Here is a 23713-nt window from a genome sequence, read left to right on the forward strand (position 1 = left end):
TTCAAAAGGTAGAAAACGCCGTACGGCTACGCCTTTCACAGTTTAGCTGCGCGATCTGATTCTCGCTTACGCACTGCAACGCACTTGTCGGGCAAGCTTCAACACACGCAGGCCCCGTTTCGCGATGCCAGCACAAATCGCATTTTATCGCCTGCACCCGCGATGAGCGGGCGACAACATTCATTGCCCCAAACGGACAGGCCAGCATACAGCTTTTACAACCAATACATCGTGTTTGTTCAACGAAGATATGCCCATGTTCACGGCGAATAGCGTGCGTTGGACAAACATTCGCGCAGGGAGCATCTTCACATTGATGGCAGGCGACTGCCGTTGTAAAGGCATCGTCTTTGATCACCCTAATCCGCGGGACAAACGCAGAAGAAGAGACCGACGCACAGTCCTGGTTTTGCTGATGCGCGACGACGCAGGCAACTTCACAGGTACGACACCCAATACATTTTGCCGCATCCGCCATAATAAACTCGTTCATTGCCCCCTCCTTCTGCGTGAAAACTTCAGATTGCCAGAGAGACTGCCCCTGTCGCTTTGATCGGACAGGGGAAACGGTTAAATAGTGTCACGTGTCTGAATGACGCCTGGCATGCGCCTAATCGCGAACGGTAAAGCCCAGCTCATTTGAAATGGCCTGCGCGGTTTCCCGCAGCGGCTTGAGTAGATTCTTTTCCCCTACCTGCTTAAGCCGCGATGTCGAGAGTGAAATTGATACCGCGTAGGGTACCCGGCCATGAATATCAAACACCGGCACGGCAATACAGGATACCCCCAGCTCGTTCTCTTCCCGATCCATCGCCATACTGCTTTCGCGGATCTGCGCCAGTTCATCGTACATCGCCGGTAGACCGGTAATGGTATTGCGGGTCAGCGGCTGAATCAGATCCTGATGGCTCTCCCAGTAGGACTCCACGTAATCCGCATGCCCAAACGCCATGTAAATTTTGCCCATCGCGGAGCAGTACAGCGGCATATGTTGGCCGATATAGGCGCGGGTACGCAGCATGCCTGTCGTCGGCTCCAGCTTATAAATCAGAATCGCATGGTCATCTTCACGACTGGAGAAGTTGATCGTTTCGCCAGTGGCGATATTCAGCGCTTCAAGGTGCGGTGCGGCAACATGGATGATATTCAGTGACGACAGCGCCTTCTGTCCCACGGCGATAAATTTAGTGGTCAACCGATAACTTCCCGCAGCGGGTGCAGGCGTGACGTATCCGCATGACTGAAGGCCTTGCAGGAGTCGATGCACGGTACTTTTGTTCAGCCCGGCCAGTTCAGACAAATGGGCCAGCGGACACCCATTCGGATAGTTGCTCAGGATCTCAATCAACATCAAACCACGGAACAGGCTCTGACTTCCGGCTGGCCTCTCTTTATCTTGCGTCATTTCACTCTCTTTGGTGCCCATCGCTTCCGCTCCCCTTTTCGTCGCGCTCTGATGGTAGCGCAAAGTGTGTTTCAGTTCACGATCTGAACCGAAAAAACACAACTATTTGATTTTGATGATTTTAAAAAATAGACCACCCCGTTGATCTGTCAAAATTTGATCGCTATATTTGAAATCAGATTTCGCATAGTGAAATTTAGAGATAAAAAAGCGATCAAACTTAAACAAGGAAACAGGAATGAAAGTCACTTTTGAGCAGTTGAAAGATGCGTTCAATCGGGTACTGCTGGCACGCGGTATCGCCGTTGAAACCGCCGATGCCTGTGCCGAAATGTTTGCGCGCACCACCGAGTCCGGCGTTTATTCGCACGGCGTGAATCGCTTCCCCCGTTTCATTCAGCAACTGGATAACGGCGACATCATTCCTGAGGCCAAACCGCAGCGCATTACCAGCCTGGGGGCGATTGAACAATGGGATGCCCAGCGTTCGATCGGCAACCTGACGGCGAAAAAGATGATGGACAGAGCTATTGAGTTGGCTTCCGATCACGGCATCGGCCTGGTCGCGCTGCGTAACGCCAACCACTGGATGCGCGGCGGCAGCTATGGCTGGCAGGCGGCAGAGAAAGGGTACATTGGTATCTGCTGGACCAACTCGATTGCCGTAATGCCGCCATGGGGTTCGAAAGAGTGCCGTATTGGTACTAACCCGCTGATTGTCGCGATCCCCTCCACGCCAATCACCATGGTTGATATGTCGATGTCGATGTTCTCCTACGGCATGCTGGAAGTGAATCGCCTGGCTGGTCGCGAACTGCCGGTAGACGGTGGTTTTGACGATGAAGGCAATCTCACCAAAGAGCCGGGCGTTATCGAAAAAAATCGCCGCATTTTACCAATGGGTTACTGGAAAGGTTCAGGCCTGTCGATTGTGCTGGATATGATTGCCACCCTGCTTTCTGACGGTTCCTCCGTGGCGGAAGTCACCCAGGATAACAGCGATGAATATGGCGTTTCACAGATTTTCATCGCCATTGAAGTGGATAAGCTAATCGATGGAGCCACCCGCGATGCCAAACTACAGCGGATTATGAATTTCATCACCACCGCCGAACGCGCTGATGAAAACACGCCTGTTCGTCTGCCGGGCCACGAGTTTACAAAGCTACTGGCAGAAAATCGCCAAAACGGCATCACCATTGATGACAGTGTCTGGGCAAAAATTCAGTCGCTGTAAGGAGCAACACCATGATCTTTGGACATATTGCTCAGCCTAATCCGTGTCGTTTGCCCGCAGCGATTGAAAGGGCGCTCGATTTTCTGCGCACCACGGATTTCCGCAAACTGGAGCCGGGCGTGGTGGAGATAGACGGTAAAAATATCTTCGCGCAGATTATCGATTTAACTACCCGTGACCCAGCCGAAAATCGCCCGGAAGTGCATCGCCGCTATCTGGATATTCAGTTTTTAGCCTGGGGTGAAGAAAAAATCGGTATCGCTATTGATACCGGAAATAATGAAATCAGCGAAGCGTTATTAGAACAGCGCGATATTATTTTTTATCACGCCAGTGAACATGAATCTTTTATTGAAATGACTCCGGGAAGTTACGCCATATTTTTCCCGCAGGATGTTCATCGTCCGGGATGTCATAAAACTGTCGCCACACCGATCCGCAAAATAGTCGTGAAGGTTGCTATTTCAGTTTTATAAAAGGAGCACAAAAAATGAAAGCTAATACAACCGGTTATATTATCGGTGCGTACCCCTGTGCACCCTCATTTCACCAAAAGAGTGAAGAGGAAGAGAAGGAATTCTGGCGGCAGCTCTCCGATACCCCGGATATTCGCGGACTGGAACAGCCCTGCCTTGAAAATCTGCATCCGTTGGGCGACGAATGGTTATTGCGCCATACGCCGGGCGACTGGCAAATCGTGGTCACGGCCATTATGGAAACTATGCGTCGCCGCGGTACTGAGGGTGGTTTCGGGTTGGCCTCCAGCGACGAAGATCAGCGTAAAGCCTGTGTGGCGTATTACCGCCATCTGCACCAGAAAATCAACCATATCAATGCAACCAATGGCGGAAAAGTGATCGCGCTGGAGTTGCACGCTGCCCCGCTGGCAGGCAACCCGAACGTCGCCCAGGCCACCGACGCGTTCGCTCGTTCACTGAAAGAAATTACCCACTGGGACTGGTCCTGCGATCTGGTGCTGGAGCATTGCGATGCCATGACGGGCCCTGCGCCACGCAAAGGCTTTTTGCCGTTAGAAAACGTGCTGGACGCAATAACCGGATATGACATCAGCGTGTGCATTAACTGGGCGCGATCGGCCATTGAAGGGCAGAACCTCGCCCTACCGCTGACCCACACGCAGCAGGTCCAACAGGCCGGTAAATTGGGCGCGCTGATGTTTTCCGGCACCACAATCACGGGAGAGTATGGCGAGTGGCAAGACTTACACGCGCCGTTTGCTCCTTTCTGCCCGCAAAGCTTGATGACCACCGACCATGCCCGCGAATTATTCGCCTGCGCAGGAACCGAGCCATTGCAATTTGCCGGTATTAAATTACTGGAAATAAATGCCAATGCAGATGTGGATCATCGCGTAGCAATATTGCGCGACGGTATCGCTGCATTAAACAAAACAAAATTATAAAAATAACATACTACTCTACGAGAATATTAATATGAACATGACCTCTCGCCCTACACTCAAAGATATACCCCGTCAGCGCTGGCTGCGAATTATCCCACCCATTCTCATCGCCTGTATTATTTCTTATATGGACCGCGTTAATATCGCATTTGCGATGCCGGGCGGCATGGACGCCGAATTAGGTATTTCCGCCACCATGGCGGGACTGGCTGGCGGTATTTTCTTTATCGGTTATCTGTTTTTACAGGTTCCCGGCGGAAAAATTGCCGTACACGGTAGCGGCAAGAAATTTATCGGCTGGTCGTTGGTTGCCTGGGCGGTTATTTCCGTTTTGACGGGATTGATCACTAATCAGTATCAACTGCTGGTTTTGCGCTTTTTACTCGGCGTTGCCGAAGGCGGCATGCTGCCGGTTGTGTTGACGATGATCAGCAACTGGTTCCCCGACGCCGAGCGCGGTCGCGCCAATGCGATTGTGATTATGTTTGTGCCGATTGCCGGGATCATTACCGCCCCACTCTCGGGTTGGATCATCACCGTGCTCGACTGGCGCTGGCTGTTCATTATTGAAGGTTTACTCTCCATTGTGGTCCTGGTGCTGTGGGCCTATACCGTTTACGACCGACCGCAGGAAGCACGCTGGATCTCTGACGCCGAGAAAAATTACCTCGTTGAGACGCTGGCCGCCGAGCAAAAAGCCATTGCCGGAACCGAAGTCAAAAATGCCTCTCTGGGCGCGGTGCTGTCCGATAAAACCATGTGGCAGTTGATCGCACTGAATTTCTTCTACCAAACCGGGATTTACGGTTACACCCTGTGGCTGCCGACCATCCTCAAAGAGTTGACGCACAGCAGCATGGGACAGGTCGGTATGCTCGCCATTCTGCCGTACGTTGGCGCAATTGCCGGGATGTTCCTGTTCTCTTCTCTCTCTGACCGCACCGGTAAACGCAAGCTGTTCGTCTGCCTGCCGCTGATTGGCTTTGCCCTGTGCATGTTCCTCTCCGTGGCGCTGAAAAATAACGTCTGGCTGGCTTATGCCGCGCTGGTCGGCTGTGGCTTCTTCCTGCAATCGGCTGCGGGCGTGTTCTGGACCATTCCGGCGCGGTTGTTCAGCGCGGAAATGGCCGGTGGCGCACGTGGGGTTATCAACGCCCTCGGCAACCTTGGAGGCTTCTGCGGTCCTTACGCGGTCGGCGTACTCATCACCCTGTACAGCAAAGATGCGGGCGTTTACTGCCTGGCAATCTCACTGGCGCTGGCCGCGCTGATGGCACTGCTGCTGCCAGCAAAATGCGATGCCGGTTCTGCGCCGCTAAAGACGCTGAATCCGCGTAAACACGCGGCGTAACACGATGTCCGGTGACGCTTCGCTTATCGGGCCGACGAAATCCATACATACCCCAGGCCGGATAAGCGCAGCGTCATCCGGTCAAAATGAGATGACAAAGATGAGTGAGAAAGCGACCTTCTGGCTGGGTATTGATTGTGGCGGTACATATCTGAAAGCAGGTTTGTATGATGCCAAAGGTCATGAGCAGGGAATTAACCGGCAATCGCTGCAGACAATATCGCCGTTACCCGGTTACGCCGAACGCGATATGCACCAACTGTGGCAACAGTGCGTCGCGACCATTGCCGGTCTGTTAAAACGCACTGGCGTCTGCGGCGATCAAATTAAAGGCGTCGGTATTTCCGCTCAGGGCAAAGGCCTGTTTCTTCTTGATAAGCAGGATAAACCGCTGGGCAATGCCATTCTCTCTTCCGATCGACGCGCGATGGACATCGTTCAGCGCTGGCAGCAGGATGGGATCCCTGAGCAGCTCTACCCGGTCACCCGCCAGACATTGTGGACCGGGCATCCGGCATCGCTCCTGCGTTGGGTAAAGGAGAATACCCCTCAGCGCTACGCGCAAATTGGCAGCGTCATGATGGCCCATGATTACCTGCGCTGGTGCTTAACCGGCGTCAAAGGCTGCGAAGAAAGCAATATCTCCGAGTCGAACCTCTACAACATGACCACCGGTCAGTACGACCCGCGATTGACCCAATGGTTGGGCATCAGTGAAATCGACACTGTCCTGCCACCTGTCGTTGGCTCAGCAGAAATATGCGGGGAAATCACCGCTCAGACAGCCGCCATCACCGGTCTGGCGGCGGGTACGCCCGTCGTCGGCGGTCTGTTTGATGTGGTTTCCACCGCACTCTGCGCCGGTATTGAAGATGAGCACACCCTCAACGCGGTAATGGGAACCTGGGCTGTCACCAGCGGGATCGCTCACGGCCTGCGTGACCACGAGGCCCATCCCTATGTTTATGGCCGCTATGTGAATGACGGGCAGTACATCGTTCACGAAGCCAGTCCGACCTCCTCCGGCAATCTGGAATGGTTTACCGCCCAGTGGGGCGAACTCTCTTTTGATGAGATCAATCAGGCCGTCGACAGCTTACCGAAAGCCGGTAGCGAGCTTTTCTTCCTGCCCTTTTTGTACGGCAGCAACGCCGGGCTGGACATGACCAGCGGCTTTTATGGCATGCAGGCTATACACACTCGCGCCCACTTATTACAGGCCATCTACGAAGGCGTGGTTTTCAGCCACATGACCCACCTCAACCGCATGCGCGAACGTTTTACGCAGGCGCATACCCTGCGCGTCACCGGAGGTCCGGCGCACTCAGATGTCTGGATGCAAATGCTGGCCGACGTCAGCGGCTTACGTATCGAGCTGCCGCAGATTGAAGAGACCGGCTGCTTTGGCGCAGCGCTTGCTGCCCGCGTAGGCACCGGCGTTTATCACGATTTCAGCGACGCCCAGCGCAGCTTACAGCACCCGGTACGCACGCTGCTGCCAGACGCCGCCGCGCATGCGAGCTACCAGCGTAAATACCGCCAATACCAGAATTTAATTACCGCACTACAGGGCTATCACGCCCGCATTAAGGAGTACGAATGATGAGTCGACCATTACTGCAACTGGCGCTCGACCACACCAACCTGCAGGCGGCCCAGCGCGATGTCGCACTGCTACAAGAGAGTGTTGATATCGTTGAGGCGGGGACGATTCTCTGCTTAACCGAAGGCCTTAGCGCCGTAAAAGCGTTGCGCGCCCAGTGCCCAAATAAAATCATCGTCGCCGACTGGAAGGTGGCCGATGCGGGCGAAACCCTCGCACAGCAAGCGTTTGATGCTGGCGCTAACTGGATGACCATCATCTGCGCTGCGCCGCTGGCGACGGTAGAAAAAGGTCATGGCGTCGCGCAGTCCTGCGGCGGTGAAATTCAGATGGAACTGTTCGGCAACTGGACGCTGGATGACGCCCGAGACTGGTATCGCGTTGGGGTTCGTCAGGCGATTTACCATCGCGGGCGCGATGCCCAGGCCAGCGGGCAACAGTGGGGAGAAGCGGATCTGGCACGCATGAAAGCGCTTTCCGATATTGGTCTGGAACTGTCGATTACCGGCGGGATTACGCCCGCCGACCTGCCGCTGTTTCGCGATATCAACGTCAAAGCCTTTATCGCCGGACGCGCGCTGGCTGGGGCGAAAAACCCAACGCAGGTTGCTGGCGAATTCCATGCGCAAATCGATGCCATCTGGGGAGCACAGTATGCGTAATCATCCGTTAGGTATCTATGAAAAAGCGCTGGCGAAAGACCTCTCCTGGCCGGAGCGTCTGGTGCTGGCGAAAAGCTGCGGTTTTGATTTCGTCGAAATGTCAGTGGATGAAACCGATGAACGCCTGTCGCGTCTCGACTGGAGTCCCACTCAGCGCGCATCGCTGGTGAGCGCGATGCTGGAAACCGGTGTGGCAATCCCCTCAATGTGCCTGTCCGCCCACCGCCGTTTTCCGTTTGGCAGCCGCGATGAATCTGCACGCGTCCGGGCGCGCGACATCATGACCAAAGCCATTCGTCTGGCGCGCGATCTCGGTATTCGCACCATTCAGCTGGCAGGTTACGACGTCTATTACGAGGAACATGACGAAGGTACGCAGCAGCGCTTTGCCGAAGGGTTGGCATGGGCAGTCGAGCAAGCCGCCGCCGCGCAGGTCATGCTGGCGGTAGAAATCATGGATACCGCATTTATGAACTCGATCAGCAAGTGGAAAAAGTGGGATGAAATGCTGTCATCGCCGTGGTTCACCGTCTATCCGGACGTAGGCAACCTCAGCGCCTGGGGTAATGACGTCACTGCCGAATTGACGCTGGGCATTGACCGTATCGCCGCTATCCACCTGAAAGACACGCTGCCAGTAACCGAAACCCATCCGGGCCAGTTTCGCGATGTGCCCTTTGGCGAAGGATGTGTGGACTTTGTTGGTATCTTCAAAACGCTGCATGAGCTGAACTATCGCGGGTCGTTTCTGATTGAAATGTGGACTGAAAAAGCGAAAGAGCCGGTACTGGAAATTATCCAGGCACGACGCTGGATAGAAGCACGTATGCAGGAGGGAGGATTTCCATGTTAGAACAACTGAAGGCCGAGGTGCTGGCGGCCAATCTGGCGCTTCCGGCTCATGGTTTAGTCACCTTTACCTGGGGTAACGTCAGCGCGGTAGATGAAACGCGGACACTGATGGTGATTAAGCCATCCGGCGTAGAATATGACGTGATGACCGCCGACGATATGGTGGTGGTGGATATCGCCAGCGGCGACGTGGTTGAAGGGAGTAAAAAACCCTCATCTGACACGCCAACCCATCTGGCGCTATACCGCCGCTACCCTGAGATCGGTGGGATCGTCCATACCCACTCACGCCACGCGACGATCTGGTCGCAGGCGGGTCTTGATCTCCCGGCATGGGGCACCACGCATGCCGATTATTTCTATGGTTCTATTCCATGTACCCGTCTGATGACCGTTGAGGAGATCAACGGTGAATATGAATATCAGACCGGCGAAGTCATCATTAAAACTTTTGAGCAACGAGACCTGAACCCGATGCAGGTTCCGGCGGTGTTAGTGCATTCACACGGTCCGTTTGCCTGGGGTAAAGACGCCGCAGACGCCGTACATAACGCCGTGGTGCTCGAAGAGTGCGCCTACATGGGGCTGTTCTCGCGCCAGTTAGCTCCGCAGTTGCCGGATATGCAGCCTGAGTTGCTGGATAAACATTATCTGCGCAAACATGGCGTGAATGCGTATTACGGGCAGTAACGGGTCAGGCGCTATTAATATGCTCTTTGCAATAGCGCCGTTTCCACGCCGCGGGCGTCAGGCTGGTATGCTTGCGAAAGATTTTGCGAAAATAACCCACCTCATTAAATCCACATTTCATCGCCACTTCGGTAAGCGATAGCGAATCACTGATCAACAGTTTTTCTGCCGCCCTCACCCGCTGGCGATGCAACGCTTCGGTGAGTGTCAGCCGGAAAGCGCTACGGAATACACGCCCCAGATAGTCCGCATTGCAATGCAGCTCTTTCGCCAGCGTTGAGGCACTAATCGGCAGGTGGAATTGAGTGTGAATTATCTGCTGCGCTTTCCACGCCAGCGCATTACCTGGACTGTCTGGTGGTTGCTCGCTGGCAGCCGCGGATATTTGCTGCAAAATCAGCAGCAGGATCAGTTCCAGCGCTATGCTGCGATGAATATTTTCCTGCTCGCGTAAGAACTGACGAAACAACGAGATAATATATTGTGGCTCGCTCACCCGGGTATGTTGAGGGATAGCAAGTAACGGTTCCGTTATTGATGCGTCGCTTTCTGCCGTCACCTCAAAATGCAGCCAGTAAAATTTCAAATCAGCCGGAAATTGCCCAACGCCAATATGCGAGCGCTGCGGCCACAGCAGCAAACTTTCTCCGGCATTCACGCAAAAAACGGTCTGGCCTTCGCGAATCGTTAATGTCCCTTTTTCGACAAAGATAATTTCCCAGGATTGCAATCGTCGCGCAGGATGACTGCCCACGCCCCGAGAAATAAATAATCCGCCATTTTGTACTTTAATCGGAAGAGACATGGATAATTCGAGCATATATATTCAAATTCCCGCTTTCAGCATTATTTAAATCGGTCTTTATTATTGATTATTCACGATAAACCCAGTTTTCACCGGATCAAAATCACATTTTCTAAATGAAGTCGGAATTGTTATCTTTTTATACTTTTCTCTTCCCTTGTTGCTCCAAACATTTCGTGCAGAATAAATAACGTACTTTGCAAATTACCCACAAATAACCCGCAGTGTAGCGGGAATTTTTCTGAACATTCTCTCCGGGAGTTATTTATGACTTCGGCTCCGATTACGACATCCGATTTGGCACAGCGTGCCCAGGACGACAAACTCTCTCTGCGTGAAAAAATAGGCTATGGGTTAGGCGATGCGGGCGGGACGGTCATTACCTGTCTGATCATGAACTTCCTGACATTTTTCTACACCGATGTCTTCGGGTTAACGCCCGCACTGGTTGGTACATTGTTTATTGCCCTGCGCGTATTTGACGCCATTTCCGACCCCATAATGGGCGTGCTGGCCGACCGTACCCAAAGCCGCTGGGGGCGCTTTCGCCCCTGGCAACTGTGGGTTGCGGTTCCCATTGGCATTATAGGCGTACTCACGTTTACCGTCCCTGACGCCAGCATGAGCGTAAAAATTGCCTGGGCGTTCGGCACCTATCTGCTGCTCTCCGTCGGCTATACCGCCATCAACGTGCCGTACTGTGCGCTGATCAACACCATGACCACCCGCCACAATGAGGTGATCGCCTGCCAGTCCTGGCGCTTTGTGTTGTGCGGCGTGGTGGGATTCCTTGTCTCCGTCGGCCTGCCGTGGATGGTGGATGTTCTGGGTCAGGGCAACGCTGCGCAGGGTTATCAGTTCGGCGTGGGTATCCTGTGCGCCATCGCGGTAGTGATGTTCCTGTGCTGCTTCTTCTGGGTGCGCGAGCGCGTGCCGCTGGCGATGATGGGGAAATTTACCCTGCGCGAACACATTGGCGGGCTGCGCAAAAATGATCAGCTATTACTGATGCTGGTAATGTCTTTCCTGCTGATTAACGTCTTTAATATTCGCGGCGGCGGGTACATGTACTTCATTACCTATGTGCTGGAGGGCAGCACCGCTTACACGTCGCTGTTTTTCACCATGGTCACCTTCGCGTCCATCATCGGTTCGGTGATCGTCAGCCCGCTGACCCGCCGCATGGATACCGTCAAACTCTATTACTACACCAACCTGGTGCTGACGGCGCTGGCGGTGCTGATGTGGTTCCTGCCAACCGGTCCGGCTTATCAGACGCTGTGGCTGGCGGTGATCCTCGGCAACGGCATTATTCTGGGCTTTACGCTGCCGCTGCATTTCTCGCTGATGGCCTTTGCCGACGACTACGGCGAGTGGAAAACCGGCGTGCGTTCTTCCGGCATGAATTTCGCCTTCAACCTGTTTTTCATCAAGCTGGCCTGGGCCTCAAGCGCGGGGATCATCAGCCTGTTGTTTATTGTTGTCGCCTATCAGCCAGGCGCTGGCAACCAAACCGCCAGTTCGCTGCAAGGGATTACCGCGATGGAAACGCTGCTGCCCGCGCTGTTCCACCTGCTGCTGGCGCTGTCTATCCGCCTTTGCAAACTCAATAACCCGATGATGTCGCGCATTGCCACCGATCTGCGTCAGCGTCATGTACAGCCTTAAGGAGCATGAAATGAACGTACTGGAAGTCGACCTGCATAAGCTCACGGTCAGCGATCCGTTCCTCGGACAATATCAGCAGTTGGTGCGTGATGTGGTGATCCCCTACCAGTGGGATGCGCTTAATGACCGCATTGCAGAGGCGGAACCAAGCCATGCGATAGAAAACTTTCGTATCGCCGCGGGGCTGCAGGACGGCGAGTTTTACGGCATGGTTTTTCAGGATAGCGACGTGGCGAAATGGCTGGAGGCCGTCGCCTGGTCCCTGTGCCAGAAACCCGATGCGGAACTTGAGAAAACCGCTGATGAGGTCATTGAACTGGTGGCTGCGGCACAGTGTGCAGACGGCTATCTCAATACTTACTTCACGGTAAAAGCTCCGGATGAACGCTGGACCAACCTCGCCGAATGCCATGAACTGTACTGCGCCGGTCATTTAATTGAAGCGGGCGTCGCATTCTTCCAGGCGACGGGTAAGCGTCGTCTGTTAGAAGTGGTGTGCCGCCTGGCGGATCATATCGACAGCGTGTTTGGGCTTGGTGAAAATCAGTTACGCGGCTACCCCGGACACCCGGAAATCGAGCTGGCCTTAATGCGCTTATATGAAGTGACTCAGCAGCCACGCTATATGGCGCTGGTAAATTACTTTGTTGAGCAGCGCGGCGCTCAGCCCCATTTCTATGACGAAGAGTACGAAAAGCGGGGGCAAACCTCTTACTGGCACACTTACGGCCCGGCGTGGATGGTGAAAGATAAACCCTACAGCCAGGCACATCAGCCCATTTCAGAACAGCAAACGGCTATCGGTCACGCGGTGCGCTTTGTTTATCTGATGACCGGCGTGGCGCACCTGGCACGTTTAAGCCAGGACGAAGGCAAACGTCAGGATTGCCTGCGTCTGTGGAAAAATATGGCCCAGCGCCAGTTGTACATTACCGGCGGGATCGGCTCTCAAAGCAGTGGCGAGGCGTTTAGCAGTGATTACGATCTGCCCAACGACTCCGTGTACGCGGAAAGCTGCGCTTCAATCGGACTGATGATGTTCGCCCGCAGAATGCTGGAAATGGAGGCCGACAGCCAGTATGCCGACGTCATGGAGCGCGCCCTGTATAACACCGTTCTCGGCGGCATGGCGCTGGACGGTAAACACTTCTTCTACGTTAACCCACTGGAAGTACACCCTAAGTCATTAAAATTCAATCATATTTACGACCACGTGAAGCCCGTTCGCCAACGCTGGTTCGGCTGCGCCTGCTGTCCGCCCAATATCGCCCGCGTCTTAACCTCAATTGGCCATTACATCTACACGCCACGTCAGGACGCGCTGTATATCAATATGTATGTGGGCAATAGCATGGAAGTCCCCGCGGCAGATGGCGCGCTCAAACTGCGCATTAGCGGGGATTATCCATGGCATGAGCAGGTGAAAATCGCCATTGAATCACCGCAGTCGGTGTATCACACCCTGGCCTTGCGCTTGCCTGACTGGTGCTCCGCGCCGCAGGTTTTGCTGAATGGCCAACCGGTTGAGCAGGATATTCGCAAAGGCTATTTGCACATCAGCCGAACCTGGCAGGAGGGCGATACGCTCAGTCTGACTCTGCCAATGCCAGTGCGTCGGGTGTACGGAAACCCACTGGTGCGTCATGTTGCCGGTAAGGTCGCTATTCAACGTGGGCCATTGGTGTATTGCCTGGAGCAGGCCGACAACGGCGAAGAACTGCATAATCTGTGGCTGGCGAAAGAGAGCGAATTCAGGGTGTTCGAGGGTAAGGGGCTGTTCAGCCATAAGATGTTAATTCAGGCTGAAGGCGTGAAGCAAAGCTGCGCCGACGCGACGCAGCAATCCTTGTGGCACTATGATGTTTCACCGGCTTCTCGCCAGGCGCATACGCTGACGTTTATTCCGTGGTTTAGCTGGGCGAACCGTGGTGAAGGCGAAATGCGAATCTGGGTAAACGAGCAGTAACGGTAAGCGTACCGGATGACGACGCTTCGCGTCTTATCCGGTCTGGCGACTGAAAAGATTGCCCTCCTCCCTGAGGACAAACGGGTGAGAATCAGAAACGCCAGGTCAGACCGGACATCAAGGTGAAGCTGTCATCGCGATCAACCATCGGGCTATTTTTAATGTCGTCCGGCAGCGCACTGTAGTTGGCGCTGGCCAGCAGCGTCAGGTTGCTGGTCAACGCGTATTTAGCGGACAGGCCAACATACGGTGTCCAGCTGTCCCCAGGAGAGTAGCTTGATAACCCACTACGGCGGGATTCATTGCCAGAGATGCCGTAGTAATATTCGTTGAAGTTTTCGTCATAGTAGAGCACGCCAATCGCCGGCGTCAGCGTTAGCTTGCCCATCGGCATTTGGCGGAACAGAGACATTTCCGCGACCCAGCCATTGCTGTTATCCAGCACATCCGCTGCGGCGGAGACTTTCACACTGCCCCATTTCTGATGGTGATACCACGCAGCGCCCGCCATGGCGGTCGCGTCACGCTTATCCAGCTTTTTCATCGCATGATCGTCGTTATCACCTGGATCAAACTCAAGCGGCATGTATGAGGCAGTAATGCTAAATTCATTACTTTCGTTTTTTGAAAGAATATAACCTAACGTTGTTTGCCTAAAATAAAAGGATTCACTTTCATAACTGACAAGCGGTACTGCGTGAACGTTATCATTATATCCACGATAAGGAGATTCATTATATACAGCGCCAGCACCAATAGAAAATTCTGCGGCAGTTGCACTCGCCATAAAAGAAAAGGCGAACAGCGCCACAATATTGCGTTTAATTAACATGCCAACATTCCATTTTAAAATAAGCTACAAAGCGCGTGCATAATAATGCTTACAATTTCATCGATGCAACATTCATATTTATATAGTAATATATACAAACATATATATATTGGGTTTGGCGATGAACAAATTACAACTCAAACACCGGGAACTGAAAATTATTTCGGTAATTGCTGCCAGTGAAAACATCAGTCATGCCGCTACGGTTCTCGGCATCGCACAGGCCAACGTCAGCAAGTATCTGGCTGATTTCGAATCAAAAGTTGGATTAAAGGTGTTTGACCGCACCACTCGGCAGCTAACTCTTACGCCGTTTGGTACGGCGCTGCTTCCTTACATCAATGATATGTTGGAAAGAAACGATCAGCTCAATAGTTTCATTGCTGATTATAAGCATGAAAAACGTGGGCGGGTAACGGTCTATGCACCAACGGGAATTATTGCTTACTTATCGCAACATGTTATTGCAAAAATTCAGAATATCGGCGGCATTAGCCTCTCACTTAAAACATGTAACCTTGAACGTAAAGCATTTTATGAAGGCGTCGACTTTCCTGATGATTGTGATGTTTTAATCACCTATGCACACCCTAAAGATGAATCACTGGTCGCCAGTTTTATTACCAAATATGCAGTGACGGCATTTGCCAGCCCTGAATACATCAAACAACATCCTATTAGTAGTCCTGATGAGCTGGAAGAACATTCCTGCATTCTGATTGATTCCATGATGATAGATGATGCCAATATCTGGCGCTTCACCTCCGCCGGCGGCAAGGAAATGCACGATTATCGGGTGACCGGAAATTATGTCTGTGACAATACACAGTCTGCGTTGGCGCTGGCACGTAACCATCTGGGCATTGTTTTTGCGCCGAATGCAAGTGTACAAAAAGATGTTCAATCCGGATTGCTGGTCCCATGTTTCTCAGAACAACATGAATGGTGGCTGGATTTGGTGGCGATTTTCCGCAAGCGTGAATACCAGCCATGGCGGGTACAGTTTATTCTTGATGAGATGTTGGCAGAGATCCGCCAGCAGCTTACTCAGTCGCTGGAGCAGCAGACTGAGTAAGCAAAATGAGGATACCAGACTCAACAGGCGTTATTGGCGCAGGTAGTTTGAACACTGCCCAGGGTCAAAAATAGCCTGCACCTAGTGGTCGAGATACAGGTAATGCACCCAGCTGGTCATCCGCAGCAAGACCTTACGCATGACCGACACATGCTCGAAGTGATCAGAGTAAACGGCGACCTGGGCGTAAATCCCATCAGGTAATGCGCTCACATCCGCATTTTCATTTAGCTCAATTGTGGCGATCACCCCTTCCGAACCGGGCGTCGAGTTTAAGGATTGTAGCGCCCCGTTCGACTGGTATGTCCCCCCCGGTACGGCTGGGCTGATGGCAGCCAGTTTGCCGCTAAATACCTTACCCGGCAGGGCGTTAAACACCACTTCCGCTTCATCGCCGGGCTCCAGTCGCAGCAGCGAGTTTTGACGGAACTGGGCGATAATTTGCCGTTTTTGATCCGGAATAAAAACCATCACCGGGCGCATCGGCAGCGCGGCGGCGTAGGTTCCGGGGCGCATCAGCACCTGGGTTACGTAACCATCGCTGGGCGCGCGAACCACGGTCTGATCCAGATTGAATTCCGCTTCAGCTAACTGTGCTTTCAGGCTGGCAATTTGCGAATTCTCACCCTGCACCAGGCTGTCTAACTGACTCTGGATTTGCTGTTGTTCTGCAACGGAGGATTTCACCGCGGCTTCCTGCGCCAGATAGTTTTGCCGCGCCGCGTCGATATCGCGTTCAGAAAAAGGATTCACCTTCGCCTGACTCCCCTGCGCATAGCGCTGGTAATCTTTAGCCAGTTTGTCGCGCGTGGCCTTTGCCTGCTGCGTGTTGGCTTGCATTTCGTCTAACTGTGCCACCAGAGCCTGCTCTTTATGCTGTGCGGTGACAATATCAGCTTTCAGACGATCTACCCGCGCCTGATAACGTCCCGGATTAAGCTTAAAAAGAACCTCGCCTTTTTTGATCAGCGTATTCTTCTTATCCGTTACTTCCGTCACTACACCCGTTACCTGCGGCACTACGGGAATTGAAATTACCGCCTTTTGCGCCTTAAATGTATACGGATGGTTATAATTCATCAGTAATATCAGCCCGCAAACAATAAATATACCGCCTAAGGCTGCGGTGGGTACTGTCCATTTATTTACAGGAATTTTAAATATTTTAAATATTGACCATGCGCACGCCACATAGGTCAGAACAATCAGTAAATCCATCGATATTACTCCGCCGGAGAGGTCTTCGCCTCACCCAGTTTCTTTTCCAGATCGGCCACCCGTGCCTGAAGCTGGATCAGGGAAGGATCCGCGCTCTGCATGCCCCATCCGCGCTCGGGGCGATAAAGCGTTGCCCAGATCCACAAAAAGGGCCAAATAACATGTAAGGTAAACAAACTAACCCAGCCCGCGACGTGTATTGCGTCAGCATGTGGATGGTTACGTTTCTTTGCAATTAGATAGGGAATATCATGCAGAATAATAATCCCGTAAAAAATGACCAGGAATACAAAAATAAGCACTCCTAATGCAAAATAATCAAGGAACATATTTGCCTCAGGGATTTAAATTAAAAATTCGGCTGCTGTTTGATTTAAACAATAGAGTTGATAATAGTAGTGGAATGACCAGATTGGATGCAATGGTGTTATTTATATAACGATATATGGGTTTCTATATATACCCGTCGTCTATCGAGCTGCTTCTTTGTTGGCTGCGTTCGTTCACCCCAGCCACTTACCTGAGTAAGCATCCTGGGGATGCCCGGTACGCTAAACGCGTCCGGGCAGTAAGTGACGGGATATTAGAACAGCCCCAGTGGTTTATCTGAGTAACTCACCAGCAGGCATTTGGTTTGCTGATAATGCTCGAGCATCATCTTATGCGTCTCGCGCCCGATGCCCGACTGCTTGTAACCGCCGAACGCCGCATGCGCCGGGTAAGCATGGTAACAGTTGGTCCATACACGCCCCGCCTGAATACCGCGGCCCATCTTGTACGCCAGATTTCCGTTACGACTCCAGACGCCAGCACCGAGACCGTATTGGGTGTCATTGGCGATTTCCAGCGCCTCTTCCATGGTTTTGAAGGTCGTGACGGCCAGTACCGGTCCGAAGATCTCTTCCTGGAAAACCCGCATATTATTCTTACCAAACAAAATGGTCGGTTCGAGGTAGTAACCCTCTTTTAACTCGCCATCCAGCTGCTTACGCCGCCCGCCGGTGAGAATATCTGCCCCTTCTTTCTTACCAATATCGATGTAATTCAGAATGGTTTCCAGTTGACCATGCGACACCTGCGCGCCCATTTGCGTCACGCTGTCTAACGGGTTGCCGCTACGAATACTTTCCACCCGGCGAATCGCTCTTTCCATAAAACGTTCGTAAATGGATTCCTGAACCAGGGCACGGCTTGGACAGGTACACACTTCGCCCTGGTTGAAGGCAAACAACGCAAAGCCTTCCAGCGCTTTGTCAAAGAATGCATCTTCTTCATCCATCACGTCTGCAAAGAAGATATTGGGAGATTTCCCACCCAGCTCCAGCGTGACAGGGATAATATTCTGCGTGGCGTACTGCATGATCTGCTGCCCGACTTCCGTTGAGCCGGTAAACGCCACTTTCGCAATGCGTTTAGATGTCGCCAGATATTCACCGATTTCTCCACCCGCGCCGTTTACCACGTTCACTACGCCTGGTGGGAGAAGATCGCCGATGACTTCCATCAACAGCAGTACGGACAGCGGCGTCAGACGCGCAGGTTTAAACACCACGCAGTTACCCGCCGCCAGCGCGGGCGCCATCTTCCAACTGGCCATCAGTAGCGGGAAGTTCCACGGGATAATTTGCCCTACCACACCTAGAGGTTCATGGAAGTGATACGCCACGGTCTCGCTATCAACCTCACTGATTCCCCCTTCCTGCGCACGAATACAGGAAGCGAAATAGCGGAAATGGTCAATCGCCAGTGGCACGTCTGCCGCGCTGGTTTCGCGGATAGGTTTACCGTTATCCCAGGTTTCTGCCGTCGCCAGCAGCTCGAGATTTTGCTCCATGCGATCGGCGATTTTGAACAGAATCGCCGCCCTGTCCTGCACGGATGTCTGCGCCCACTTGTCTTTTATCTTGTGCGCGGCATCCAGGGCGAGATCGATATCCTTTTTGCCGGAAGAGGCCACTTCGCACAGTAATTGCCCGGTTACCGGCGTCAGGTTTTGGTAATACTCGCCGTCCACCGGTGCAACCCAGTCACCGCCGATAAAGTTATCGTATCGGGCTTTTAACTTCAGAGGATAACCATATTCGCCGGGATAAATACGCGTTGAAGGGGGATTATTGGTCATGACCGTCTCCTTGCTGTAGGGGTACTACAAGGGTAGACGGGGCTGGCGAATTATTCGCCAGCCATTTCCTGCTTTACGACAGGTATCACGAATTACATGGCTGCGCGATAAATCGCCATAATTTCTTCATGAGTCGCCTGAATCGGGTTAGTGAAACCGCAGGCATCTTTCAGGGCATTGGTCGCCAGTACGGCAATATCTTCTTCCTTCACGTTCAGCTCACGCAGACCGGCAGGAATATTCACTTTCTGCGCCAGTTCGCGGATCGCCGCGATGCAAGCTTCCGCCCCTTGCTCTGCGCTCAAGCCAGCAACGTCCACGCCCATCGCCTTAGCGCAATCACTCAGGCGAGCGGCAGCCACTTTACTATTGAAAACCTGCACATGCGGCAGCAAAACCGCGTTACATACACCGTGCGGCAGATCGTAGAAACCACCCAACTGGTGCGCCATGGCGTGCACGTAACCCAGAGAAGCGTTGTTAAAGGCCATGCCTGCGAGGAACTGCGCGTAGGCCATAGCCTCGCGTGCCTGAGCATTGCTGCCGTCTTCAACAGCGACCGGCAGGTTTTCCGCAATCATGGTGACCGCTTTCAGCGCGCAAGCATCGGTAATTGGGGTTGCAGCAATAGAAACGTAGGCTTCGATAGCGTGGGTCAGCGCATCCATACCAGTGGCCGCCGTCAGAGACTTCGGCATACCGACCATCAGCGAGGAGTCATTAACGGACAGCAGCGGCGTAACATGCTTATCCACAATCGCCATTTTAATGTGGCGTACTTCATCGGTAATAATGCAGAAACGCGTCATCTCCGACGCCGTGCCCGCGGTGGTGTTAATGGCGATCATCGGCAACTGAGGTTTTGCTGAGCGATCCACGCCTTCGTAATCGCGAATATCGCCGCCGTTAGCCGCCACCAGCGCAATACCTTTTGCACAATCGTGCGGAGAACCACCGCCGAGGGAAATAACGCTATCACATTGGTTTTCTTTCAACATTTGCAGGCCAGCAGCGACGTTACTGGTCGTGGGATTAGGATGTGTACCGTCGTAAATGACGCTGAAAATATCACGTTCCTGTAATGCCTTTTGAATCTCGCCAGCCATACCTAATTTCGTCAGCATGGCATCTGTGACAATCAGCGTACGGCGAAAACCATATTCCGCCATTGTATTCATCGCGTCTTTTAATGAATCAGCGCCAATTACATTCACGGAAGGAATAAAAAATGTTGAAGCAGCCATTGTACGTTCCTTATTTTATTCTGAAGAGCCAGGAAGCATACGTGTGAATTTTTCAACAAAATATGATCGTGGTGGTTATTTTAATAACACCATAAATAAAAAAGCACATTAGGCTTAGAATCTAATGTGCTTATTTCAATCAACATATATTTTGTATTAATTCATTTAAACCATGAATTAATTGTTTCATTATTTTTCCGGAAACAATAACGCATCGCGTAATAAATGATCATTTCCCCGGCGACGCGTAAAACCAATGCGGTCAAAATATTCCAGAATCTGAATAGCCAATTTGCGCCCAACGTTCAGCCTGTCGCGGAAATCAGCCGCACAGGTCGATCCCCGTTCCTGATCCAGCTCGCGGATCATATTGGCAAAGGCCACAATCCGATCGTTACGGTAATAGCGATCTTTAACGATCGCGGTAATAATGCCTTGCTGTGCCGCTTGTCGTAACGCCACGCGCATCATCTGCTCATCCGTACCCGTCTGTTTTGCCAGATCGCGTACCCACCACGGCTCATCGCCAAAAAGCGGTTCTGCTTTTAGCCAGATTGCCTGCTGCTCATCGCTGAAACCCGCCTTGTGATCCGGCAAATGCAGCCAGCCATGATGGCTATGGATGGCACCACTCTCGCGCATCTTTTCAATCAGCAGCAAGACCAGCGCTTCGTCTTCCATCGGCAAAGCCATACGCCGCAGACGTTCGCGTCCAGGCCCTGGCTCATCACGGTGCTGTTCGTGGTAGGTCGCCAGCGTATCGAGGACTTTTCGCTGCCAGCGCGCCGCAACGGGAGCATTCAACAGGCTGTATCCCGCCTGAATAAAACCATGTTGCTCAATCAACGGACGCATCCCGTTGCCGTTGAGCTGGCGCGCCCAGGCGAAATCAGGAATATTCACCGCCCCACGCGTCAGATGCAGCGCCAGGGCGTCGCCGTCACTCTGCGCCTTTTCCAGCGCCGACAGCCACTGCAGATATTCCGGCTTACGTTTCCCGCGACGCGGCGGATTGAGCGTTACCACGCGCGCACCTGCTAGCGTCGTGCGGGCAGAAATATCGCGCAGCACCAGACGGTCGTTATCAGCAAGCCAGAGCGGTGTATCAAACACCAGTTCCGCCAGCGTTCCTTCAAGCAGCGAGATTCGCCCGGTTACATGACTGGCCGCGTGGTGAATATGCAGCGGTTGCCACTGCATCAGCGGCGCGGCATGTTCTAAAGAAACAATTACGCGGGTAAAAGCCTCCGGCGGCGCATCGGAAAGTAGCCAGTCGCCGCGGTTAAGTTCTTCTTTTTGCGCATCGCCGGCAATATTCAGCGCGATACGTTGCCCCGCCTGCGCGCGTTCGGTGGCCTGATTTTGCGCATGCAGGCTACGTACGCGCATCGGTTTGTTGACGCCCGTGAGCCACAGCGTGTCACCGATATTCACTTCACCGCTAAGCGCCGTCCCGGTCACCACCAGCCCCGCGCCTTTGACCGTAAAGGCACGGTCAATCGCCAGGCGAAAGCTGCGATCGCAGGCATGCTCGCGCGACGTTAATTGCAGCAAATGCTCGCGCAGTTCTTCAATCCCACGACCTTCACTGGCGGCCGTCACGAACAGAACCGCACCGGCGAAACCATAATTCTCAAGCGTGGTGTGCACCTCGGCACGTACCGCGTTGATGCGATCCTCATCCACGCGGTCGGCTTTCGTGAGCGCCACGGTGATCTGCGGATTACCCGTCAGTTGCAAAATTTGCAAATGCTCACGCGTTTGCGCCATCACGCCATCATCACACGCCACCACCAGCAGCGCGTGGTCAATCCCGCCGACACCTGCCAACATGTTGGACAAAAACTTTTCGTGTCCCGGAACATCGATAAATCCCAGTATCCGTCCGTCCGGCTGCGGCCAGTAGGCATAGCCGAGATCGATGGTCATGCCGCGCTTTTTTTCTTCCGGCAGACGGTCGGCATTCACGCCGGTAATCGCCTGTAATAACGTTGTTTTTCCGTGGTCAACGTGTCCGGCGGTTGCAATAATCATTTCAGCATCATCTCCATAAACCGGGTCTCGTCTTCAAGGCAGCGCAGATCCAGCCACATGCGACCATCATAAATTCGCCCAATGATCGGCACGGGCAACGTACGCCAGCGAGCGGCCAGCGCTTCAAGGCGGCTACCGCGCCCGTCGTGGGGGGTAAAGGTTAATGCCGCGCTGGGCAGCCTATCAACAGGTAGCGAGCCGCTGCCAATCTGCGACAGGCAAGGCATCACATTCAGGGCGAATTCGTCGCCGTAATGCTCGGCAAGCCGTGCCTGTAATTGTTGGGCCTGCGCATGGACAGCCTCTTGCGAACGGGTGAGCTGGCGTAGCGTCGGCAGCTTCGTCGCCAATGCTTCCGGGTGCAGATAAAGCCGCAGCGTCGCTTCCAGCGCAGCCAACGTCATTTTATCAGCCCGTAATGCACGTTTCAGCGGATGGCTCTGTAAGCGAGCGATCATCTCTTTTTTACCGACGATGATCCCGGCCTGCGGCCCGCCCAGTAATTTATCGCCAGAAAAGCTCACCAGACTGACGCCAGCGGCAATCAGTTGCTGCGGCATCGGCTCCTGCGGCAGTCCATACTGGCCGAGATCGACCAGCGAGCCACTGCCGAGATCCGCCACCACCGGTACATCCAGCTCCTTACCAATAGCGGCCAGCTCAGCCTCACCCACCGACTTCGTAAAGCCTTCGATGCTGTAATTACTGGTATGCACCTTCATCAGCAGCCCGGTGTTTTCATTCACCGCCTGACGGTAATCTTTCGCATGGGTTCGGTTGGTGGTACCCACTTCACGCAGCATACATCCGGCCTGGCACATAACGTCCGGAATACGAAACGCGCCGCCAATTTCTACCAGTTCGCCGCGTGAAACGACCACCTCTTTGCCGTTAGCCGTGGCGGCCAACATCAGTAAAACCGCTGCTGCGTTGTTATTAACGATACAGGCGTCTTCCGCCCCCGTCAGACGGCAGAGTAAATCCGCCAGGGCCCGATCCCGATGTCCACGCCCGGCATCATCCAGGCTGTATTCCAGCGTCACCGGCGTGCGCATCGCCTGCACCACCGCCTCGATCGCTTCTTCTGCCTGCGACGCGCGACCAAGGTTGGTGTGCAGCACCGTGCCGGTCAGGTTAATCACCGGACGCAGCGCGCTTTGCGATTCTCGTTCCAGCCGGGCGCTGGCTTCTTGCGCCCAGTCCTCACACCATGCCGGTAGCGCGTGCGTGTCGCGGATGGCTTCTCTGGCTTCGTCGAGCATATGACGCAGCAGGTCAACCACTCGGGTATGACCGTGAGACTCACGTAAGGCTGGGAAGGCGCTATCGCGCAATAAACGATCGATAGCGGGAAGCTGGCTGTAGAGTGAACGCATGTCGGTTGTCATGAAAGGGCCTGGCTGTTGGTGGCCCTCTCCACCGTGGAGAGGGATATCGATATAGGAAGGATTGTACCGTGACTTTGCTCAGGCGGACATACATACACAAAATCATTCAAGATGCATCGAGGCGGCAAGAGAATGAGT

The 23713-nt window shown here is 53.4% G+C and carries 21 protein-coding genes; 11 read left to right on the forward strand and 10 right to left on the reverse strand.

The annotated features are described in order from the left end of the window. Position 1 precedes the first annotated feature (1 nt). Positions 2-493 (reverse strand): 4Fe-4S dicluster domain-containing protein, encoded by a 492-nt coding sequence (locus OGV94_RS22560; protein ID WP_043018695.1) that lies wholly within the window; start codon positions 491-493, stop codon positions 2-4. A gap of 117 nt (positions 494-610) precedes the next feature. Further along, on the reverse strand, positions 611-1426 hold the full coding sequence (gene yiaJ, locus OGV94_RS22565; RefSeq protein ID WP_043018696.1) for an IclR family transcriptional regulator YiaJ: 816 nt from the start codon (positions 1424-1426) through the stop codon (positions 611-613). A 217-nt stretch (positions 1427-1643) separates the two neighbouring features. Here yiaJ and yiaK point away from each other — a divergent pair, with 217 nt between their 5' ends. From yiaK to araD, 8 genes are all read left to right on the forward strand, one after another. Further along, positions 1644-2642, forward strand: a complete 999-nt coding sequence (gene yiaK / locus OGV94_RS22570; RefSeq protein WP_286524440.1) for a 3-dehydro-L-gulonate 2-dehydrogenase — start codon at positions 1644-1646, stop codon at positions 2640-2642. A gap of 11 nt (positions 2643-2653) precedes the next feature. Beyond that, positions 2654-3118 carry a YhcH/YjgK/YiaL family protein gene (locus OGV94_RS22575; RefSeq protein ID WP_043018698.1) on the forward strand — a complete coding sequence of 155 codons (465 nt, stop codon included), beginning with the start codon at positions 2654-2656 and terminating at the stop codon, positions 3116-3118. Between the two features lie 14 nt (positions 3119-3132). Further along, on the forward strand, positions 3133-4065 hold the full coding sequence (locus OGV94_RS22580; RefSeq protein WP_286524443.1) for a DUF4862 family protein: 933 nt from the start codon (positions 3133-3135) through the stop codon (positions 4063-4065). A 31-nt stretch (positions 4066-4096) separates the two neighbouring features. Next, complete coding sequence (locus tag OGV94_RS22585) at positions 4097-5416, forward strand: MFS transporter (protein WP_043018700.1); 1320 nt, start codon at positions 4097-4099, stop codon at positions 5414-5416. Positions 5417-5516: 100 nt separating this feature from the next. Then, positions 5517-7019 (forward strand): FGGY-family carbohydrate kinase, encoded by a 1503-nt coding sequence (locus OGV94_RS22590; protein WP_286524445.1) that lies wholly within the window; start codon positions 5517-5519, stop codon positions 7017-7019. Next, positions 7019-7681 (forward strand): 3-keto-L-gulonate-6-phosphate decarboxylase UlaD, encoded by a 663-nt coding sequence (ulaD, locus tag OGV94_RS22595; protein ID WP_043018842.1) that lies wholly within the window; start codon positions 7019-7021, stop codon positions 7679-7681. The genes OGV94_RS22590 and ulaD overlap by 1 nt, the downstream gene beginning before the upstream one ends. After that, positions 7674-8534: an L-ribulose-5-phosphate 3-epimerase gene (locus OGV94_RS22600; RefSeq protein ID WP_100193742.1), complete on the forward strand. Its 861-nt coding sequence runs from the start codon at positions 7674-7676 to the stop codon at positions 8532-8534. Before ulaD ends, OGV94_RS22600 begins: the two co-directional genes overlap by 8 nt. Continuing rightward, the gene (araD, locus tag OGV94_RS22605) at positions 8528-9223 is read left to right on the forward strand and encodes an L-ribulose-5-phosphate 4-epimerase (protein ID WP_043018703.1); all 696 of its coding nucleotides are present in this window, start codon (positions 8528-8530) and stop codon (positions 9221-9223) included. Before OGV94_RS22600 ends, araD begins: the two co-directional genes overlap by 7 nt. Before the next feature lie 4 nt (positions 9224-9227). Here araD and OGV94_RS22610 read toward each other — a convergent pair whose 3' ends face one another. Then, complete coding sequence (locus OGV94_RS22610) at positions 9228-10043, reverse strand: helix-turn-helix domain-containing protein (RefSeq protein WP_043018704.1); 816 nt, start codon at positions 10041-10043, stop codon at positions 9228-9230. 252 nt (positions 10044-10295) lie between these two features. Between OGV94_RS22610 and OGV94_RS22615 the strand changes: the two genes are divergently transcribed. Both OGV94_RS22615 and OGV94_RS22620 read left to right on the forward strand, forming a co-directional pair. Next, complete coding sequence (locus tag OGV94_RS22615; protein ID WP_286524450.1) at positions 10296-11696, forward strand: MFS transporter; 1401 nt, start codon at positions 10296-10298, stop codon at positions 11694-11696. Between the two features lie 10 nt (positions 11697-11706). Further along, complete coding sequence (locus OGV94_RS22620) at positions 11707-13662, forward strand: glycoside hydrolase family 127 protein (RefSeq protein ID WP_199995053.1); 1956 nt, start codon at positions 11707-11709, stop codon at positions 13660-13662. 91 nt (positions 13663-13753) lie between these two features. On the opposite strand, the gene OGV94_RS22625 is transcribed toward OGV94_RS22620, so the two are convergent. Continuing rightward, complete coding sequence (locus OGV94_RS22625; protein ID WP_047407925.1) at positions 13754-14494, reverse strand: MipA/OmpV family protein; 741 nt, start codon at positions 14492-14494, stop codon at positions 13754-13756. 121 nt (positions 14495-14615) lie between these two features. On the opposite strand from OGV94_RS22625, the gene OGV94_RS22630 reads away from it, so the two are divergent. Further along, complete coding sequence (locus OGV94_RS22630) at positions 14616-15569, forward strand: LysR family transcriptional regulator (RefSeq protein ID WP_043018708.1); 954 nt, start codon at positions 14616-14618, stop codon at positions 15567-15569. Between the two features lie 81 nt (positions 15570-15650). On the opposite strand, the gene OGV94_RS22635 is transcribed toward OGV94_RS22630, so the two are convergent. The 6 genes from OGV94_RS22635 to selA all read right to left on the reverse strand — a co-directional run bounded on the left by OGV94_RS22635 (position 15651) and on the right by selA (position 23575). After that, positions 15651-16787, reverse strand: a complete 1137-nt coding sequence (locus tag OGV94_RS22635) for an HlyD family secretion protein (RefSeq protein ID WP_047407922.1) — start codon at positions 16785-16787, stop codon at positions 15651-15653. 5 nt (positions 16788-16792) lie between these two features. Continuing rightward, positions 16793-17116: a DUF3302 domain-containing protein gene (locus tag OGV94_RS22640; protein ID WP_047407908.1), complete on the reverse strand. Its 324-nt coding sequence runs from the start codon at positions 17114-17116 to the stop codon at positions 16793-16795. A 254-nt stretch (positions 17117-17370) separates the two neighbouring features. After that, on the reverse strand, positions 17371-18909 hold the full coding sequence (gene aldB / locus OGV94_RS22645) for an aldehyde dehydrogenase AldB (RefSeq protein ID WP_286524453.1): 1539 nt from the start codon (positions 18907-18909) through the stop codon (positions 17371-17373). Positions 18910-19001: 92 nt separating this feature from the next. After that, a complete protein-coding gene (gene yiaY, locus OGV94_RS22650) occupies positions 19002-20153 on the reverse strand; it encodes an L-threonine dehydrogenase (RefSeq protein WP_043018712.1) in 1152 nt (383 codons plus the stop codon). Between the two features lie 189 nt (positions 20154-20342). Next, positions 20343-22187, reverse strand: a complete 1845-nt coding sequence (selB, locus tag OGV94_RS22655; RefSeq protein ID WP_043018713.1) for a selenocysteine-specific translation elongation factor — start codon at positions 22185-22187, stop codon at positions 20343-20345. After that, positions 22184-23575 carry an L-seryl-tRNA(Sec) selenium transferase gene (gene selA, locus OGV94_RS22660; RefSeq protein WP_043018714.1) on the reverse strand — a complete coding sequence of 464 codons (1392 nt, stop codon included), beginning with the start codon at positions 23573-23575 and terminating at the stop codon, positions 22184-22186. The genes selB and selA overlap by 4 nt, the downstream gene beginning before the upstream one ends. Positions 23576-23713 lie beyond the last annotated feature (138 nt).

Origin of the sequence: Citrobacter sp. Ce006 (assembly GCF_030336535.1) — a bacterium.
GTDB lineage: Bacteria > Pseudomonadota > Gammaproteobacteria > Enterobacterales > Enterobacteriaceae > Citrobacter > Citrobacter europaeus.

Coding starts and splice junctions, on each gene's coding strand:
- OGV94_RS22560 (WP_043018695.1), bottom strand. CDS start 493: ATGAACGAGTTTATTATGGCGGATGCGGCAAAATGTATTGGGTGTCGT.
- yiaJ (WP_043018696.1), bottom strand. CDS start 1,426: ATGGGCACCAAAGAGAGTGAAATGACGCAAGATAAAGAGAGGCCAGCC.
- yiaK (WP_286524440.1), top strand. CDS start 1,644: ATGAAAGTCACTTTTGAGCAGTTGAAAGATGCGTTCAATCGGGTACTG.
- OGV94_RS22575 (WP_043018698.1), top strand. CDS start 2,654: ATGATCTTTGGACATATTGCTCAGCCTAATCCGTGTCGTTTGCCCGCA.
- OGV94_RS22580 (WP_286524443.1), top strand. CDS start 3,133: ATGAAAGCTAATACAACCGGTTATATTATCGGTGCGTACCCCTGTGCA.
- OGV94_RS22585 (WP_043018700.1), top strand. CDS start 4,097: ATGAACATGACCTCTCGCCCTACACTCAAAGATATACCCCGTCAGCGC.
- OGV94_RS22590 (WP_286524445.1), top strand. CDS start 5,517: ATGAGTGAGAAAGCGACCTTCTGGCTGGGTATTGATTGTGGCGGTACA.
- ulaD (WP_043018842.1), top strand. CDS start 7,019: ATGAGTCGACCATTACTGCAACTGGCGCTCGACCACACCAACCTGCAG.
- OGV94_RS22600 (WP_100193742.1), top strand. CDS start 7,674: ATGCGTAATCATCCGTTAGGTATCTATGAAAAAGCGCTGGCGAAAGAC.
- araD (WP_043018703.1), top strand. CDS start 8,528: ATGTTAGAACAACTGAAGGCCGAGGTGCTGGCGGCCAATCTGGCGCTT.
- OGV94_RS22610 (WP_043018704.1), bottom strand. CDS start 10,043: ATGCTCGAATTATCCATGTCTCTTCCGATTAAAGTACAAAATGGCGGA.
- OGV94_RS22615 (WP_286524450.1), top strand. CDS start 10,296: ATGACTTCGGCTCCGATTACGACATCCGATTTGGCACAGCGTGCCCAG.
- OGV94_RS22620 (WP_199995053.1), top strand. CDS start 11,707: ATGAACGTACTGGAAGTCGACCTGCATAAGCTCACGGTCAGCGATCCG.
- OGV94_RS22625 (WP_047407925.1), bottom strand. CDS start 14,494: ATGTTAATTAAACGCAATATTGTGGCGCTGTTCGCCTTTTCTTTTATG.
- OGV94_RS22630 (WP_043018708.1), top strand. CDS start 14,616: ATGAACAAATTACAACTCAAACACCGGGAACTGAAAATTATTTCGGTA.
- OGV94_RS22635 (WP_047407922.1), bottom strand. CDS start 16,787: ATGGATTTACTGATTGTTCTGACCTATGTGGCGTGCGCATGGTCAATA.
- OGV94_RS22640 (WP_047407908.1), bottom strand. CDS start 17,116: ATGTTCCTTGATTATTTTGCATTAGGAGTGCTTATTTTTGTATTCCTG.
- aldB (WP_286524453.1), bottom strand. CDS start 18,909: ATGACCAATAATCCCCCTTCAACGCGTATTTATCCCGGCGAATATGGT.
- yiaY (WP_043018712.1), bottom strand. CDS start 20,153: ATGGCTGCTTCAACATTTTTTATTCCTTCCGTGAATGTAATTGGCGCT.
- selB (WP_043018713.1), bottom strand. CDS start 22,187: ATGATTATTGCAACCGCCGGACACGTTGACCACGGAAAAACAACGTTA.
- selA (WP_043018714.1), bottom strand. CDS start 23,575: ATGACAACCGACATGCGTTCACTCTACAGCCAGCTTCCCGCTATCGAT.